General features: G+C 68.0%; 18 protein-coding genes, 2 tRNA genes and 1 pseudogene. 7 read left to right on the top strand and 14 right to left on the bottom strand.

Features of this window, described 5'->3' with window-relative positions:
• Positions 1-92 precede the first annotated feature (92 nt).
• Both ACR5MH_RS15335 and pknB read left to right on the top strand, forming a co-directional pair.
• Positions 93-548: a hypothetical protein gene (locus ACR5MH_RS15335; protein ID WP_433862660.1), complete on the top strand. Its 456-nt coding sequence runs from the start codon at positions 93-95 to the stop codon at positions 546-548.
• A 112-nt stretch (positions 549-660) separates the two neighbouring features.
• A complete protein-coding gene (pknB, locus tag ACR5MH_RS15340) occupies positions 661-2,355 on the top strand; it encodes a Stk1 family PASTA domain-containing Ser/Thr kinase (RefSeq protein ID WP_431347986.1) in 1,695 nt (564 codons plus the stop codon).
• A 21-nt stretch (positions 2,356-2,376) separates the two neighbouring features.
• On the opposite strand, the gene ACR5MH_RS15345 is transcribed toward pknB, so the two are convergent.
• From ACR5MH_RS15345 to ACR5MH_RS15355, 3 genes are read right to left on the bottom strand one after another with little or no spacing between them, the layout of a single operon-like run.
• Positions 2,377-3,015: an anthranilate synthase component II gene (locus tag ACR5MH_RS15345; RefSeq protein WP_431347987.1), complete on the bottom strand. Its 639-nt coding sequence runs from the start codon at positions 3,013-3,015 to the stop codon at positions 2,377-2,379.
• Positions 3,012-3,170: a hypothetical protein gene (locus ACR5MH_RS15350; RefSeq protein ID WP_431347988.1), complete on the bottom strand. Its 159-nt coding sequence runs from the start codon at positions 3,168-3,170 to the stop codon at positions 3,012-3,014. The genes ACR5MH_RS15345 and ACR5MH_RS15350 overlap by 4 nt, the downstream gene beginning before the upstream one ends.
• 3 nt (positions 3,171-3,173) lie before the next feature.
• On the bottom strand, positions 3,174-3,989 hold the full coding sequence (locus ACR5MH_RS15355) for a class E sortase (protein ID WP_431347989.1): 816 nt from the start codon (positions 3,987-3,989) through the stop codon (positions 3,174-3,176).
• A gap of 108 nt (positions 3,990-4,097) precedes the next feature.
• Here ACR5MH_RS15355 and ACR5MH_RS15360 point away from each other — a divergent pair, with 108 nt between their 5' ends.
• Complete coding sequence (locus tag ACR5MH_RS15360) at positions 4,098-4,358, top strand: cell division protein CrgA (RefSeq protein WP_179604135.1); 261 nt, start codon at positions 4,098-4,100, stop codon at positions 4,356-4,358.
• Positions 4,359-4,541: 183 nt separating this feature from the next.
• Here ACR5MH_RS15360 and ACR5MH_RS15365 read toward each other — a convergent pair whose 3' ends face one another.
• Positions 4,542-5,255 carry a rhomboid family intramembrane serine protease gene (locus tag ACR5MH_RS15365; protein WP_431347990.1) on the bottom strand — a complete coding sequence of 238 codons (714 nt, stop codon included), beginning with the start codon at positions 5,253-5,255 and terminating at the stop codon, positions 4,542-4,544.
• A gap of 175 nt (positions 5,256-5,430) precedes the next feature.
• Positions 5,431-5,970 carry a peptidylprolyl isomerase gene (locus ACR5MH_RS15370; RefSeq protein ID WP_179604137.1) on the bottom strand — a complete coding sequence of 180 codons (540 nt, stop codon included), beginning with the start codon at positions 5,968-5,970 and terminating at the stop codon, positions 5,431-5,433.
• 124 nt (positions 5,971-6,094) lie between these two features.
• Between ACR5MH_RS15370 and ACR5MH_RS15375 the strand changes: the two genes are divergently transcribed.
• Both ACR5MH_RS15375 and ACR5MH_RS15380 read left to right on the top strand, forming a co-directional pair.
• Positions 6,095-6,649, top strand: coding sequence for a hypothetical protein (locus ACR5MH_RS15375; protein WP_431347991.1), 555 nt, complete (start codon positions 6,095-6,097; stop codon positions 6,647-6,649).
• Between the two features lie 85 nt (positions 6,650-6,734).
• The gene (locus ACR5MH_RS15380; RefSeq protein ID WP_431347992.1) at positions 6,735-6,938 is read left to right on the top strand and encodes a PspC domain-containing protein; all 204 of its coding nucleotides are present in this window, start codon (positions 6,735-6,737) and stop codon (positions 6,936-6,938) included.
• Between the two features lie 141 nt (positions 6,939-7,079).
• On the opposite strand, the gene ACR5MH_RS15385 is transcribed toward ACR5MH_RS15380, so the two are convergent.
• Positions 7,080-7,382 carry an NUDIX hydrolase gene (locus ACR5MH_RS15385; RefSeq protein WP_433861922.1) on the bottom strand — a complete coding sequence of 101 codons (303 nt, stop codon included), beginning with the start codon at positions 7,380-7,382 and terminating at the stop codon, positions 7,080-7,082.
• A 48-nt stretch (positions 7,383-7,430) separates the two neighbouring features.
• On the opposite strand from ACR5MH_RS15385, the gene ACR5MH_RS15390 reads away from it, so the two are divergent.
• Complete coding sequence (locus tag ACR5MH_RS15390; RefSeq protein WP_431349433.1) at positions 7,431-8,294, top strand: Fpg/Nei family DNA glycosylase; 864 nt, start codon at positions 7,431-7,433, stop codon at positions 8,292-8,294.
• 6 nt (positions 8,295-8,300) lie between these two features.
• Here ACR5MH_RS15390 and ACR5MH_RS15395 read toward each other — a convergent pair whose 3' ends face one another.
• Complete coding sequence (locus ACR5MH_RS15395; RefSeq protein WP_431347994.1) at positions 8,301-8,741, bottom strand: rhodanese-like domain-containing protein; 441 nt, start codon at positions 8,739-8,741, stop codon at positions 8,301-8,303.
• 93 nt (positions 8,742-8,834) lie between these two features.
• On the opposite strand from ACR5MH_RS15395, the gene ACR5MH_RS15400 reads away from it, so the two are divergent.
• Positions 8,835-9,308, top strand: a complete 474-nt coding sequence (locus ACR5MH_RS15400; RefSeq protein WP_431347995.1) for an Lrp/AsnC family transcriptional regulator — start codon at positions 8,835-8,837, stop codon at positions 9,306-9,308.
• Between the two features lie 45 nt (positions 9,309-9,353).
• On the opposite strand, the gene ACR5MH_RS15405 is transcribed toward ACR5MH_RS15400, so the two are convergent.
• From ACR5MH_RS15405 to recF, 7 genes and pseudogenes are all read right to left on the bottom strand, one after another.
• Positions 9,354-9,426 (bottom strand) — tRNA-Ala (locus ACR5MH_RS15405).
• A gap of 25 nt (positions 9,427-9,451) precedes the next feature.
• Positions 9,452-9,528 (bottom strand) — tRNA-Ile (locus tag ACR5MH_RS15410).
• Positions 9,529-9,594: 66 nt separating this feature from the next.
• Positions 9,595-10,008 carry a DUF3566 domain-containing protein gene (locus tag ACR5MH_RS15415; protein WP_369961733.1) on the bottom strand — a complete coding sequence of 138 codons (414 nt, stop codon included), beginning with the start codon at positions 10,006-10,008 and terminating at the stop codon, positions 9,595-9,597.
• Positions 9,998-12,556 carry a DNA gyrase subunit A gene (gene gyrA / locus ACR5MH_RS15420; RefSeq protein ID WP_431347996.1) on the bottom strand — a complete coding sequence of 853 codons (2,559 nt, stop codon included), beginning with the start codon at positions 12,554-12,556 and terminating at the stop codon, positions 9,998-10,000. Before gyrA ends, ACR5MH_RS15415 begins: the two co-directional genes overlap by 11 nt.
• A gap of 43 nt (positions 12,557-12,599) precedes the next feature.
• Complete coding sequence (gene gyrB, locus ACR5MH_RS15425; protein ID WP_433861923.1) at positions 12,600-14,603, bottom strand: DNA topoisomerase (ATP-hydrolyzing) subunit B; 2,004 nt, start codon at positions 14,601-14,603, stop codon at positions 12,600-12,602.
• A 129-nt stretch (positions 14,604-14,732) separates the two neighbouring features.
• On the bottom strand, positions 14,733-15,206 hold the full coding sequence (locus tag ACR5MH_RS15430; RefSeq protein ID WP_433861924.1) for a DUF721 domain-containing protein: 474 nt from the start codon (positions 15,204-15,206) through the stop codon (positions 14,733-14,735).
• Positions 15,203-16,356 (bottom strand): annotated as a pseudogene (gene recF / locus ACR5MH_RS15435) (DNA replication/repair protein RecF). The gene ACR5MH_RS15430 and the pseudogene recF overlap by 4 nt, the downstream one beginning before the upstream one ends.
• Positions 16,357-16,359 lie beyond the last annotated feature (3 nt).

A 16,359-nucleotide genomic window follows, 5' to 3' on the forward strand; every position in this document is an offset into this window, starting at 1 on the left:
CGACCGAGACGAGCACCACCGTCCAGATCAACGAAGGCGACTACCTCGGCCTGACCGGAGACCAGGCGCGGCAGAAGCTCCAGGGCGTCGGGATGGTCGCCGACGTGCAGACCGGCTCCGCCGCGTCCTCCGCCGGCCAGGTCAACACGGTGTACTCGGTCAACCCGACCGGCCCGGTGCAGAAGGGCACGACGATCACGGTCAAGGTGTACGGGCCTGTGACGCCGATCCCGACTCCGAGCGACACGGTCACCGCCAACCCGCCGTCCGGTCAGGGAGCGGCCAACTCGCAGATCACCGTGTCATTCGGCTCGGCGACCTGCCCGGCCGGCCAGAATCTCACCGGTCGCCGGCTGTTCGTCAACGGGCAGCCGCAGGCTCCCGTCAACGACTCCAAGTTCACCTGGTCGCCGACCGCCGCGGGCAATTACACGCTCAGCTACTCGATCTTCTGCAACCAGGGCGAGTCCGTGGAATCCGCCCAGTCGCCCACGACGCCCTACACGGTCGTCCCGGCCGGCGGATCGACATCGCTCCCGTCGCCGTGATGGGAGCCGCACCGCGCTGACGCGACCGGTCTCCCCCACCCGGGGGAGACATCCAGAGTCGGCCCGCTACACTATCCGGAGCCACCAGCCACCACCCGAAAAGGAGCCCGTCTTGAGCCCAGATAGCCGCCTGCTCGCAGGCCGATATCAGGTGGGCGACCTCGTCGGGCGCGGCGGCATGTCCGATGTGCATCGCGGGACGGACACGCGGCTGGGCCGTACCGTCGCCATCAAGCTGCTCAAGCCGTCCCTGGCGACGGATCCGGCGTTCCGCACGCGCTTCCGGCAGGAGGCCCAGGCCGCGGCGCGGATGACGCACCCGACCATCGTGCGGGTGTTCGACGCCGGCGAGGAGACGGTCCGCGAGCCGAACGGCCACGAGGCCCAGCTCCCCTTCATCGTGATGGAGTACGTCGACGGCGTTCTTCTGAAAGATCTCATCAAGCGTGGCCCGCTGCAGGTCGCCGAGGCGGTCCGCATCACCGAGGGCATCCTGACTGCTCTCGAGTACTCGCACCGCGCAGGGGTGGTGCACCGCGACATCAAGCCCGGCAACGTCATGATCACGACGACCGGCCAGGTCAAGGTCATGGACTTCGGCATCGCCCGCGCCATCAGCGACTCCTCCGCAACGGTCGCCCAGACCACCGCGGTCCTCGGCACCGCCAGCTACTTCTCGCCCGAGCAGGCCAAAGGCGAGACCGTCGACGCCCGCACCGACCTGTACTCGACCGGCGTCGTCCTGTTCGAGATGCTGACCGGCCGGGCGCCGTTCCGCGGCGACACCCCGGTCGCCGTCGCCTACCAGCACGTCAGCGAGACGGCCGTCGCGCCGAGCACCGTGAATCCCAAGGTGTCTCCGGCGATGGACACCGTGGTCGCCCGCGCCCTCACCAAGGACCGCTTCGAGCGCTACCAGACGGTCGCGGACTTCCGTCACGACCTGGAGGAGGCCGCCGCCGGGCGAGTCCCCGTCCACAAGCAGCCCGACGAGTTCTCCGAGACGCTCTTCGGAGCGCCGCCGAGCTCGGTCTCCGGCCCGGAGGCGGCCTTCCGCCAGCTCGCGGAGGACCAGACGATGGTCCGCACCCAGCGCCGCCCACCGGTCATCTGGATCTGGGCGGGCATCGCTGTGATGGCGGTCGTGATCGTCGCCGTCCTCGCCTGGGTGCTGCGGATCGGCCCGAGCACGACCATGCCGGACAGCTCCCGCCAAGTCCCCAACCTCTCCGGGCAGACGCTCGACAAGGCGACGAAGCAGCTCGAAGACCTCAAGCTCAAGTGGACGCAGTCGACGGAGGCCAGCTCCACCTACGAGCAGGGCCAGGTCATCCGCACCGACCCGGCCGCCGGGATCGTCGTGGCCACTGGCGACACCATCAACGTCTTCGTCTCGACGGGCAAGAAGGCGGTGTCCGTGCCCGACCTCACCAACATGACGCAGGACGCCGCGAAACAGGCGCTGACGACCGCGGGGCTGGCCCTCGGCCCGGTCACGACGCAGAACTCGGCGACGGTGCCGGCCAACGTCGTCATCCAGACCTCTCCCGCCGCCGGCAGCAACGCGCACGAAGGCGACGCGATCGGCCTCACGGTCTCGAGCGGCAAGGTCACCCTGACCGACCTCACCGGACAGTCCCTGCCCGCGGCGACTTCGCTGCTGCAGCAGCTCGGACTGACGGCCGACCCGAAAGCCGACGCCACCTGCAAGCAGAACAGCGGCGCGCCGCTGGTCCACACGCAGACGGTCGCGCCGGGCGATGTGCCCCAGGGGAGCACGGTCGGGCTCACCTACTGCTCGGGCTGACCGAGCGGGAGGTGCTTCTGCTCAGCCCAGCTTCACAAGCGGGTGGAGCGCACGGGACGCCTGCGCAGCGCCCGCGAGGCCGGCCCTCTCGAGCCAGTTGCCGAGCATCCGGTAGCCGCCCTCGGTGAGCACCGACTCGGGGTGGAACTGGACGCCGTAAATGGGCGCGACCCGGTGCTGCAGCCCCATGATGACGCCGCCGGCCGTGCGAGCGGTGACGATGAGGTCGTCGGGGAGGGTGCCGTCCACGACCGCCAGCGAGTGATAGCGCGTCGCGGTGAACGGCTGCGGCACGCCGTCGAACAGCAGGCTGTCGTCGTGCTCGACCTGCGATGTCTTGCCGTGCATCAGCTCCTCGGCGTTGGTGACCACGCCGCCGAACGCCTCCGCGATCGCCTGGTGCCCGAGGCAGACCCCGAGCAGCGGCGTCCCGGCCTGCAGCGCGAGCTCGACGACCGGGATGGACACCCCGGCGTCGACCGGCTTGCCCGGCCCGGGCGACACCAGCACCGCGTCGAACTCCGCCACACGCGCCGGCAGGTCCTCGATCGCGATGTCATCGTTGCGCACGACCTCGGTCTCGGCGCCGAGTTCACGGAGATAGCCGTTGAGCGTGTAGACGAAGCTGTCGTAGTTGTCGATGACGAGTACGCGGGTCACGGCCCAACGGTACCTTCCTGAGGACCGAGGAGCGAATCCACCCACGGGAAGACCCAGGTCACCAGTCCCAACAGCACGACCGCGAACAGGATCACCAGGATGACGATGCGCAGCCAGACCGGTCCGGGCAGGATGCGCCACAGGGCTCCGTACATGGTTCAGCCTCCCGTCACCGCGGCGCGGATCTCGTTCGGAACATCCTGCGTGGGCTGGAAGCCCGCGTAGACGTTGTAGGCGATCAGCCGCTCGCCTGCGTGGAACGGCGGGTTGCAGGTCGTGATCGTCATGAGCCTGTCGATGGGCTGGACGTCGGGATGACGGGGCACGGACGCGATCACCTGCACCTGCGTGGGCTGCACGAACTCGAAGTTCCGGAAGACGTAGGTGTACCAGCCGTCCTTGGTCTGCACGTAGATGCGGTCGCCGAGCTCCAGCTTGGACAGGTCGATGAAGGTGTTGCCCCAGCCCGAGTCGTGGCCGGCGACGGCGAAGTTGCCGACCGCGCCGGGCATCGCCGTGCCGGCGTAGTGGCCGACCCCGGCGGTGTAGCTGTTGAGGACCTTCTCGACGTCGACCGTCTCGCGGATCGTGCGCTTCCAGTCCGGCCCGAGGCGCGGGATGTAGATCACAGCGAACGGCTCGTAGTCGGCGGGCTGCGCCATCACGGGAGGGTCGACCGCCTCGGGAGACGACGGGTCCGTCGGCGTCGGCCGCGGTGCCTTGATCGCGTCGTCGATCCACTTCTTGCTCTGCGTCGCCGCCGCCGAGGTCTGCTGGCCCGACAGGACGAGGTTGTTCCACCAGACCTGCCAGCCGAGGAACAGGCCGACCAGCACTCCGGCCGTGATGAGCAGCTCGCCGATCACCGTAAGAACGACCTCGCCGGCGCTTCGCTTGCGGCGGGGAGTCCGGGCCGCGCGGCGCGGGCCGGCGCGATGGCGCTCGGGCTCAGCGGACTCGGCAGGCTCGGTCATATGACACATTCTAATCGGGAGGGAGCCCGGCCAAACCGGGTGTTTCCCGGGAACTGCCCGCCTTCGTCGCCACGAACGTTCAGACCACTCCCGCTACACTTGTGTGCTATGGCACGCACCAAGTCCAAGACCAAGCTCGAGCGCTCCGCCCGTCCCGAGCGCAGCTCGGCCGCAACCGGCGAGGACGCCCCCAACCCCGTCTGGTTCAAGCCCGTCATGTTCGGCTTCATGCTGCTCGGGCTCATCTGGATCATCGTCTTCTACGTCAGCCAGAACCAGTACCCGATCCCCGCTCTCGGCGCGTGGAACATCCTGGTCGGATTCGGGATCGCCTTCATCGGCTTCCTGATGACCACCCGCTGGCGCTGAGTCCCTACTGTTCTCCACTTATCCACAGCAGTTCTCCCCACGGTCCACCACCCCGCAGTCGGCTTCTCCCCAGTGTTAATAAGCCTGTGGAGAGTTACACCGGTGTAATTATCCCCACTGTTAATAAGGCTGTGGATAACTTATCCACGCGTTGTGGGGAAGTGCGGGCGCCGACAGTATGCGTCACACGAAGTGCAGCAGGCTCGCACCGACGAGCACGGCGCAGAGCGCCACGATGAGCGGCGTCTGCCAGCGACGCCGCGACGGCATGCGCGTCTCGACGTAGATCAGCCCCGCCAGTGCTCCGCCGACGAGACCGCCGACATGCGCTTGCCACGCGATGTTCATGCCCGGCAGGAACCCGATCGCTAGGTTGAGGCCGACCAGCACCAGGATCTGCATCCCGTTGCCGCCGAGCCGCCGCTGGATCACGAAGAAGGCGCCGAGCATTCCGAAAATGGCGCCGGACGCGCCGATCACGGGCTGGTTGGCCGGCGCGATCAGCAGCACGCCGAGCGACCCGGCGAAGCCGCTGATCAGGAACAGTGTGAGGAAGCGCGCACGCCCGAGCACGGGCTCCAGCGCCATCCCGAAGATCCACAGCGTGTACATGTTGAGCGCGATGTGGATGATGTTCGCATGCAGGAAGACCGACGTCAGCATCCGCCACGGCTCGAAGGCGAGCGCCGGCGACAGCGATTGACTCGGGTACGAGTAGGCGCCCGCGTACAGCAGCGAGTTGGTCACCTGCGAGCCGATGATCGGAAGGTTCTGCAGGATGAACACCACGATGCAGACGCCGATGATCGCGTACGTGACGACCGGGGCGCCCGGGCCCGTGAGCCGCGACACCCAGGGCGAGCGGGTGCGCGGCGCCGTGGCGCGCTGCTGCGCCATGCACTCCGGGCAGATCACTCCGACTGCGGCAGGAGTCTGACACTCACCGCAGATCGCCCGCCCGCAGCGCTGGCAGCGCACATGGCTGACGCGATCGGGGTGACGGTAGCAGACGCTCGCCGGAGCGTCGACGGGCTGAGACATGGTTTCTTCTCCGCCCGCTCCCCGGCAGGCCTCAGGCCTGGTCGATCTCGACCGACTCGATCACGACGTCGTCGAGGGGACGGTCGCGGGCGTCGGTGGGCAGCTCGGCGAGCTTGTCGACGATCTTGCGGGACGCGTCGTCCGCGACCTCGCCGAAGATGGTGTGCTTGCCCTGAAGCCACGTGGTGGGCGCCACGGTGATGAAGAACTGCGAGCCGTTCGTGCCGCGCCCGCCCTGGATGCCGGCGTTGGCCATCGCGAGGATGTACGGCTGGGTGAAGTCGAGTTCAGGGTTGATCTCGTCGTCGAACTGGTAGCCCGGGCCGCCGATGCCCTGGCCGAGCGGGTCGCCGCCCTGGATCATGAAGCCCGGGATGATGCGGTGGAAGACCACGCCGTCGTACAGCGGCTTGTTCGTCTTCTCGCCCGTGGCGGGGTGCGTCCACTCGATCTCACCGGTCGCGAGGCCCACGAAGTTACGGACCGTCTTCGGAGCGTGGTTGCCGAAGAGGTTGACCTTGATGTCTCCGTAGTTAGTGTGGAGCGTGGCGACAGCGGTGTGCTTAGACATGGCACCAATTCTTGCACAGGGCCCTGTTGGGTTTCGGGAAGCCTCTTCGGCTCTCGGGCCATCCTCAGGGCTTTCGGTGGCAAGATGGAGTGAGTTCGCCCAGCCGACGCAATGGAGGTCCAGAATGAGCCTGACACGGAAGCGCCAGAAGGAGCTCGACCGTCTGCGGAGTGACGCGCAGGAGCTGTGGGAGCAGCAGCAGGACGTGCTTGCGAGCGCCAACGCTCTGGCAGCCGCGGCACGCAGACAGGCCGCCCACTACTCCCGTGAAGAGCTCGCGCCGCGGGTGCGCGAGGGCTACGAGTCCTACGTCCGTCCGGTGGCCCAGTCGGCCAAGGATTCGGCGGGGCACTACGCGGGCGTCGCGCGCGACCGTCTCGTCGGTGACGTGATTCCGGCCGTCGGTACCGCCGTCGGAACCGCGCTCTCGGTCGTCGACCACGCGCGGGCCGCACGCAGCGCCGCCTTCGCCGGTGATTTCACCAAGGCGCGCAAGGAGATCACCAAGAAGGCGTCCGCCGCGAGCCGCAACTCGGGGCCCGGCGCCGGCACGATCATCGCGGTCGGCCTCGGCGTCGTCGCGGCGGCGGGACTGCTCTACGCCGTCTGGCAGACCTTCCGCGCCGACGACGAGCTGTGGGTCGCCGACGAGGAGCCCACGACTCCCGCCGCGGAGTAGACCCCTCGCCGGTGGAGCCGACCCCAGGGTCGAATCGGGGGTTTCCCGGATAGTACTCCGGTCTCGTGATGGCGATGCTGGAGTCATGAACACTCTGCAACGACCCCTCGACGGCCGCATCCTCGGCGGCGTCTGCGCCGGACTCGCGAACCGTTTCGGGCTCAAGCCGCTGACCGTGCGCATCCTGTTCCTGCTGTCCCTGCTGCTGCCGGGACCGCAGTTCATCGCCTACATCGCGATGTGGATCATCATCCCCTCCGAGCCGCACCCGGTCACGCGGACGGCCTGATCGCGGCTCAGCGCAGCGGTCGGGCCAGGTCGCCGAGACCGGCCATGCGCAGCGCGACGTCGACCAGGTCGACCCGCCGGTTCGGGATGCTCGTCAGCGCGAACCAGGCGGCCTCGTCGGTCGTCCCGTCGAGCTCGTTCTTCAGGCTCCCCCGGTGACGGTCGCACGGTAGACGATCCGGAGCGCGTGCAGCGGGCCGGCGTCCGGGACGAAGCGCGCCTCGGCAGGGACGATCTTCGAGTCGATGCCGAGCAGCGCCTCCGCCCGGGCCTCGAACCCGGTCTCCTCCGCGATCTCGCGCACGACGGCGTCGAGCGGATCCTCCCCGGGCTCGATCCCGCCACCGGGCAGCGTCCACCCGGAGCGGCCGCTCTCGTTCCAGTGCGCGAGCAGGATGCGCGGCCCATCCACGATGACGCCGTAGGCGGCGACCCTGATGTCCATTCCGACACCCTACTGCCGCTCGTCGGTGGAGAGCGGCAGTATGGGATGGTGCCCGAACTGCCGGAAGTCACCGCCCTCGCCGCCGACCTGGGCGAGCGGCTGACCGGTCGCATCATCGATCGGCTCAGCATCGTCGCGTTCTCCGCGCTGAAGACGTTCGATCCCCCGCCCGAGGCGCTCAAGGGGCTGACGATCACCGGGGTCGGCCGGCATGGCAAGTTCCTCGACATCGCGGCCGGCGACCTCCACGTCGTCATCCACCTCGCGCGGGCCGGCTGGATCCGCTGGCGTGAGACTCCGCCGCCCCCGCCGACCGGCCGCCCGAGCAAGGGACCGCTCGCGGCACGCCTGGTGCTGGACGACGGCTCCGGCCTCGACATCACCGAGGCCGGCACGAAGAAGAGCCTCGCCGTCTCCATCGTCCGCGACCCGGCGGAGGTCCCCGGCGTCGCCCGCCTCGGCCCCGATCCGCTCGACGCAGCGTTCACACGGGATGTGTTCGCGGCCATCCTCGCCGCCCAAGGCCGCGCGCAGGTCAAGGGCGTGCTGCGCAACCAGGCACTGATCGCCGGGATCGGCAACGCCTACTCCGACGAGATCCTGCACGTCGCGAAGATGTCCCCCTTCAAGCCCGCATCGATGAGCGGACAGGAGGCCGACCGCCTCTACGCCGCGCTCGAGGAGACGTTGCACGAGGCTCTCGCACGCTCGGAAGGCCTGGCCGCGTCGGAGCTGAAGAGCGAGAAGAAGTCGGGGATGCGCGTCCACGGCCGCACAGGCCAGCCGTGCCCGGTGTGCGGGGACACCATCCGCCAGGTGATCTTCGCGGACTCCACGCTGCAGTACTGCCCCACGTGCCAGACGGGTGGGAAGCCGCTCGCCGACCGTGTGCTGTCACGACTGCTCAAGTAACCCCCGTCAGCAGGCGCAGCTCACCCCGTCGACCGGCGCTGTCAGCGGGTCGGCGCCGCGGACGACCGGCCCGTGGTCGTCCTCGACCGGGAGGCCTTCGCGCGCCCAGTACTCGAAGCCGCCGATCAGCTCGCGCGCCTCGTAGCCCGCCAGGCTGAATGCCAGCGCGGCACGGGTCGAGCCGTTGCATCCCGGGCCCCAGCAGTACACCACCACCGGCATGTCCAGCGGCAGGACCTCCGTCGCTCGCCTGCCGATCTCCGCGGTCGGGAGGTGGATCGCGCCGGCGATGCGGCCCTGGCGCCAGGCCGCCTCGCCGCGGCTGTCGATCAGTGCGAAGCGGTCCCCCGCCATCTGCGCGGCGCGCACATCGGAGGGGTCGGTCTCGTACCGGAGCTTCGCGGCGAAATGCTGCGCGGCCTCGCTGGTCGTGGTCGTCATCGTCATGCACACAACAGTAGGGCGGCACAAACGCGATCTGAACAGACGATACTCGGCGTTCGGGCCGTCCGACCGGGAATTCCGTGCCAGAATCGCGCCATGACCGTGAATCCTCCATTCGCCGCCGACGGAGTCGATCGCGCCCTGCTCGGCGAGCTGCAGCGCGACGGCCGGCAGTCGGTCGCCGAACTCGCCCGTACCGTCCACATGTCGAACAGTGCGGTCGCAGAACGCATTCGGAGGTTGGAGGAGGCCGGGGTCATCTCGGCCTACCGCGCGATCGTCGACCCCGAGCGGCTGGGCTACGGCATCCTCGCGTTCCTGCGGCTGCGCTATCCGAGCAGCCAGTACCAGCCGCTCCACGAACTGCTGGCCGCGACTCCGGAGGTCGTGGAGGCGCACCACGTCACGGGCGACGACTGCTTCATCCTGAAGGTCGTCGCGACATCGATGCGCCACCTCGAGCAGGTCTCCGGAACGATCGGGTCCCTCGGCAGTGTGACGACGAGCATCGCCTACTCGAGCACGGTGGCTACGCGGCCGATCGAACCGCCAGGCGCGGTGGGCAGCTGAGCCCGCGCACGCTCGGCCCGAGGGCTTCGCGACGAAATAAGACTGTGGAGCCTAGGAGATTCGAACTCCTGACATCCTGCTTGCAAAGCAGGCGCTCTACCAACTGAGCTAAGGCCCCGGGAGATGGTGTCCGTCACGACACATGGTGGGGATACGAGGACTTGAACCTCGGACCTCTTCGTTATCAGCGAAGCGCTCTAACCGCCTGAGCTATATCCCCGAATGGGCAACAGATTAGAGGGTACCTGATCTGAGCCCGGATGGCGAAATCGAGTGCCGCCCGCGCTCAGTTGTTGGTGAAGCCCACGAGCAGACCGCCCGTGATCTTGACCGACAGGTTGTAGAGCAGCGCGAAAACGGCGCCGAGCGCGGTCACCACGACGATGTCGAGGATGCCCACCACCAGCGAGAAGCCCATGACCTGACCGAGGCCGAGCACGGAGCGGAGGTCGCCGCCACTCGCGCCGGAGACGTCCTTCACCAGACCGTTGAGCTGGTCGAAGATGCCGGTGCGGTCGAGGACCGTCCAGATCAGGAATGTGCCGACGATCGCGATGATCGCCAGGCAGATGCCCGCGAGGAACGAGAGCTTCACGGTCGACCAGAAGTCGACGTAGACGAGCTTCAGCCGCACCTGCTTGGCGGACGTGGGTCGTCGGGTCGACTTCCTCGCGAGTTTCTCGGCGACGCTACTGCTCATCTACGGCTTCATCCTTCCCGGCACGACCGGTTTCATCGTCGGCTACCGATTCTGCATCGGCTTCCTGGGAATCCAGGTTGCGCTCGGTGTTCTTCGCCAGAGCGATGATCTTGTCGGTCTCGGCGAAACGTGCAAAAACGACACCCATAGTGTCACGGCCCTTGGCGGGTACCTCGGCCACGGCAGAGCGTACCACCTTGCCGCTGGCAAGAACCACCAGGACCTCGTCGTCCTCATCCACGATGAGAGAACCCACCAGATCCCCACGGTCGTCGCTCAGTTTCGCGACCTTGATGCCCAGACCACCACGGCCCTGGAGGCGGTACTGGTCGGCCGACGTGCGCTTGGCGTAGCCGCCCTCCGTGACCACGAACACGTAGCCCTCGTCGGAGACGACGGCCGCGTCGAGCAGCCGGTCCTCGCCGCGGAAGTGCATCCCGATGACGCCCGAGGTGGAGCGGCCCATCGGGCGCAGCGCCTCGTCGCTGGCGGTGAAGCGGATGGACATGCCCTTGCGGGAGACCAGCAGGAGGTCGGAGTCCTCCTCGACCAGCAGCGCGGAGACGAGCTCGTCGTCCTCGCGGAGCTTGATCGCGATGATGCCGCCGGACCGGTTGGTGTCGTACTCCTCCAGCGCCGTCTTCTTGATGAGGCCGTCGCGGGTGGCGAGCACCAGGTACTTCGCCGCCTTGTAGTCGCGGATGTCCAGGATCTCCGCGATCTCCTCGTCCGGCTGCAGGGCGAGCAGGTTGGCGACGTGCTGGCCCTTGGCGTCGCGGCCGGCCTCCTGCACCTCGTAAGCCTTGGCGCGGTAGACGCGGCCCTTGTTCGTGAAGAAGAGGAGCCAGTGGTGCGTCGTCGTCACGAAGAAGTGGTCGACCACGTCCTCCCCGCGGAGCTGGGCGCCCTTGACCCCCTTGCCGCCGCGGTGCTGGCTTCGGTAGTTGTCGCTGCGCGTGCGCTTGATGTAGCCGCCGCGGGTGACCGTGACCACCATCTCCTCTTCGGGGATGAGGTCCTCCACGCTCATGTCGCCGTCGAAGCCGAACATGATCTCGGTGCGACGGTCGTCGCCGAAACGGTCGACGATCTCGGTGAGCTCCTCGCTGACGATCGTGCGCTGACGCACCGGGTCCGCGAGGATGGCCTTGAGATCGGCGATCTCCAGCTCGATCTGGTCGTGCTCCTCGATGATCTTCTGGCGCTCCAGAGCGGCCAGCCGGCGGAGCTGCATCGCGAGGATGGCGTCGGCCTGCACGTCGTCGACATCGAGCAGGCCCTTCAGGCCCTCGCGCGCGTCCTCGACGGTGGGCGACCGGCGGATGAGCGCGATGACCTCGTCGAGCGCGTCGAGCGCCTTGAGATAGCCGCGCAGGATGTGGGCGCGCTCCTCCTTCTTGCGGAGGCGGAAGCGCGTGCGGCGCACGATGACTTCGATCTGGTGGTCGACCCACGCGGTGATGAAGCCGTCCAGTGCGAGCGTGCGCGGGACGTTGTCCACGATCGCCAGCATGTTGGCGCCGAAGTTCTCCTGCAGCTGGGTGTGCTTGTAGAGGTTGTTCAGCACGACCTTCGCGACCGCGTCGCGCTTGAGAACGATCACGAGACGCTGACCGGTGCGGCCCGAGGTCTCGTCGCGAATGTCCGCGATGCCGCCGACGCGGCCGTCCTTCACCAGCTCGGCGATCTTGATCGCGAGGTTGTCCGGGTTCACCTGGTACGGCAGCTCGGTGACCACCAGGCACACGCGGCCCTGGATCTCTTCGATGCTGACGACGGCGCGCATCGTGATCGAACCGCGGCCGGTCCGATAGGCATCCTGGATGCCCTTGATGCCGAGGATCTGCGCGCCCGTCGGGAAGTCCGGGCCCTTGATCCGCTTGATCAGCTCTTCGAGCAGTTCCTCGCGCGGCGCCTCCGGGTGGGCGAGGTGCCAGAGGGCGCCGTCCGCGACCTCCCGGAGGTTGTGCGGCGGGATGTTCGTGGCCATGCCGACCGCGATGCCGACCGAGCCGTTCACCAGCAGGTTCGGGAAGCGGCTGGGCAGGACGGCCGGCTCCTGCGTGCGGCCGTCGTAGTTGTCCTGGAAGTCGACGGTCTCCTCGTCGATGTCCCGGACCATCTCCAGCGCCAGCGGGGCCATCTTGGTCTCGGTATACCGCGGGGCCGCTGCGCCGTCGTTGCCCGGCGAGCCGAAGTTGCCCTGGCCGAGCGCGAGCGGGTAGCGGAGGCTCCACGGCTGCACGAGGCGCACGAGCGCGTCGTAGATCGCCGAGTCGCCGTGCGGGTGGAACTGGCCCATCACATCGCCGACGACGCGGGCGCACTTCGAGAACGCCTTGTCCGGGCGGTAGCCGCCGTCGAACATCGCGTAGATCACACGCCGGTGCACCGGCTTGAGGCCGTCGCGCACCTCGGGCAGCGCGCGCCCGACGATGACGCTCATCGCGTAGTCGAGGTACGACCGCTGCATCTCCGATTGCAGGTCGACCTGGTCGATCCTGCCGTGGATGCCGAAGCCTTCGCCGGTGGGGGTCTCGTCCGTCACAGTGCTCTCTTCTCAGACCGTGGGGTCTCGTCGTCGCGCTTCCTCAGATGTCGAGGAAGCGCACGTCCTTGGCGTTCTTCTGGATGAACGAGCGGCGCGATTCGACGTCCTCGCCCATCAGCGTGGCGAAGATCTCGTCGGCGGCGGCCGCGTCGTCGAGCGTGACCTGGAGCAGCGTGCGCGTCTCCGGGTTCATCGTGGTCTCCCACAGCTCCTTGTAGTCCATCTCGCCCAGGCCCTTGTAGCGCTGCACCCCGTTGTCCTTGGGGATGCGCTTGCCTGCGGCGACGCCCTCCGCGAGGAACGCGTCGCGCTCGCGGTCGGAGTAGACGTACTCGTGCTCGGCGTTCGACCACTTGAGCCGGTAGAGCGGCGGCTGCGCGAGGTACACATAGCCGAGCTCGATGAGTGGCCGCATGTAGCGGAACAGCAGCGTCAGGAGCAGCGTCGTGATGTGCTGGCCGTCGACGTCGGCGTCGGCCATCAGCACGATCTTGTGGTACCGCGCCTTCTCCGGGTTGAAGTCCTCGCCGATGCCGGCGCCGAACGCCGTGATCATGGCCTGCACCTCGTTGTTCGCGAGGGCGCGGTCGAGCCGCGCCTTCTCGACGTTGAGGATCTTGCCGCGCAGCGGGAGGATCGCCTGGGTCTCCGGGTTGCGGCCCTGTACGGCGGAGCCGCCGGCCGAGTCGCCCTCGACGATGAAGATCTCGGACAGGGTCGGGTCCTTGGACGCGCAGTCCTTGAGCTTGCCCGGCATCCCGCCGCTCTCGAGGAGGCCCTTGCGGCGCGCGGTCTCGCGCGCCTTGCGGGCGGCGAGGCGGGCGGTGGCGGCGGAGAGGGCCTTGCGGATGATCTCCTTCGCCTGATTCGGGTTGCGGTCGAACCAGTCGCCGAGCTGGTCGCCGACGACCTTCTGCACGAACGCCTTGGCCTCGGTGTTGCCGAGCTTGGTCTTGGTCTGGCCCTCGAACTGCGGCTCGGACAGCTTGACGGAGATGACGGCGGTGAGGCCTTCGCGCACGTCCTCGCCGGAGAGGTTGTCGTCCCTCTCCTTCAGGATGTTCTTCTCACGCGCGTACCGGTTGACCAGAGTGGTCAGCGCCGCGCGGAAGCCCTCCTCGTGCGTTCCGCCCTCGTGGGTGTTGATCGTGTTCGCGTAGGTGAAGACGGACTCGTTGTAGCTCGTCGTCCACTGCATCGCGACCTCGAGCGCGATCTTGCGGTCGTTGTCCTCTGACTCGAACGAGATGATCTCCTCGTGCACGACCTCCGCCTTCTTCGCGGCGTTGAGGTAGTGCACGTAGTCGGTCAGACCGCGCTCGTAGAGGAAGACGTCCGAGCGCGGGGCGAACACCTCGGCCTCGTCCTCGACCTCGCCCTCCACCGGCTCCACCTCGGGGGCGCGCTCGTCTCTGAGGGAGATGCGCAGGCCCTTGTTGAGGAAGGCCATCTGCTGGAATCGGGTGCGGAGGGTGTCGTAGTCGAACACGACGGTCTCGAAGGTCACCGGGCTCGGCCAGAACGTGATGATCGTTCCCGTACGGTCGGACGCCTCGCCCTGCTCGAGCGGCGCCTGCGGCACACCGTCGCGGTAGCTCTGGCGCCACGCGTAGCCCTGGCGGTGGACCTCGACGTCGAGCCGCGACGACAGGGCGTTGACGACCGAGCTGCCGACACCGTGCAGGCCACCGGAGACCGCGTAACCGCCGCCGCCGAATTTGCCGCCGGCGTGCAGGATCGTGAGCACGACCTCCACCGTCGACTTCTTCTCGACCGGGTGCTCGTCGACGGGGATTCCGCGGCCGTTGTCGTCCACGCGGACCGCGCCGTCGGGGAGGATGGTCACTTCGATGTTGTCGGCGTGGCCGGCGAGCGCCTCGTCGACGGAGTTGTCGACGATCTCGTACACCAGGTGGTGGAGGCCGCGGGGGCCGGTGGAGCCGATGTACATTCCGGGTCGCTTGCGGACGGCTTCGAGACCTTCGAGGATCTGGATCTCATTCGCGCCGTAGTCGTGTTCCGCCTCGGCCCTGTTCGGTTCCATCGTCATATGAAATTTGGCTCCTGACCGCACTCGACAGTGACTCTCCATTCTACCAAGGGCAGGGAGTCGGATTGCCCGAAATCGCCCATCTGACGCGTTTTCTTCGAACGGGCGACCTCTTTTGTGCAATCAGCCGTAAGTATCGCGCGGACCGCGCCCTGGAATCGACCTGGGACCGCGTTTCCAGGAGGGGGCGTCCGGCCCCTGAAAACGGATCGACTGGATGTCGGCGTCCGGGAACCGCTCGCCGATGCGCACGAGCAGCTCCGAGCGCATCATCCGCAGCTGCGTCGCCCAGGCCGTGGACTCGCAGCGCACGACCAGCACGCCGTCCGTGATCTGGTCGGGAACGGCATGCTTCGCCGTCTCTTCTCCGGCCAGCTGCTCCCAACCTTCCAGGAGGTCGGATTTCGCCAGCGGCGCCGTCCAGCCGAGTTGCTGGGCGAGCGCGTCGACCACATCGCCGAGCCCGCGGGGGTCGCGGCCGGCGCCGAACGGCTTCGACGCGGAGGGGTCGTCCGCCGCTCGCTTCGCGCGCCGACGCGACGGTGTGCCCGTGAAGAGCTCCTTCATCCGCAGGTAGACGGCCGACGCCTCGCTCACGATCCCACGATAGTCCCGGCCTCGATCCGCACGGTGTGGGCGGTGAGGGTCTCCGGGACGTCGTCGTAGACAGCCGCCGTGATGAGCACCTGCTCGTAACCGGCTACGGCGGTTGCAAGCATGCGCCTGCGAGCCTGATCCAGCTCGGCGAACACGTCGTCGAGGATCAGGACGGGATCGCCTGTCGAGGACTCCCGCCGCAGCAGCTCGGCGGAGGCCAGCTTCAGTGCGAGCGCGAACGACCAGGACTCCCCGTGGCTGGCATAGCCCTTCGCAGGGAGGCCGTTGAGCTCGAACAGCACGTCGTCGCGGTGCGGGCCGACCAGTGTGAGGCCGCGCTCCAGCTCCTTCGGTCGGACGGCCGCGAGCGCGCCGCGGAAGACCTCGGCGGTGTCACCGGATGAGGTGGTTACATCTGTCTCGGCGTCGTCGTCCTCGTCGTCGACGTGCGCGCCGCGGATGGTGAGCTGCGGAAGGAGCCGGGGATGGTGGTCGTCGCCGGCGACCGACCGGTACGCCGCGACGAGGGGATCGCTCAGCCGGGAGACCAGGTCGAGTCGGGCATCCAGGAGCTCGGTGCCGAGCGCGACCAGCCGGTCGTCCCAGATGTCCAGGGTCCCGAGCTGGTCCGGTTTCACCCGGGAGGCGCGCGCCGACTTCAGCAGGGTGTTCCGCTGTTTCAGCACGCGCTCATAGTCGGAGATGACGGCGGAGAAACGCGGGCTCCGCTGGATCAGGAGCTGATCGAGGAACCGGCGGCGGATGCCGGGCTCCCCCGGACCAGCGCGAGATCCTCCGGGGCGAACAGCACGCTGGAGAAGTAGCGCGGCAACTCGCGGGGCTTGATCGCGCCGCGATTCACTTGCGCGCGGTTGGCCGACGAGCGGTTGAGCTGCACCTCCACCAGGAGCTCCCGGCCGTCGTGCTCGATGCGTGCCCGGACGATCGCCGCGTCGGCGTCCTTGCGGATCATCGCCTGATCGCTCGACACCCGATGCGACCCGAGGGTGCTCAGGTAGCCGAGCGATTCGACGAGGTTGGTCTTGCCCTGACCGTTGCGGCCGACGAACAGATTGGCGCCGGCCGCGAACGGGACATCCGCGGTGCGATAGTTGCGGAAATCAGTCAGGGAAAGATGTGTAACTCTCAAGGA

Origin of the sequence: Streptomyces sp. L7, from assembly GCF_050990935.1 — a bacterium.
Lineage (GTDB): Bacteria > Actinomycetota > Actinomycetes > Actinomycetales > Microbacteriaceae > Leifsonia.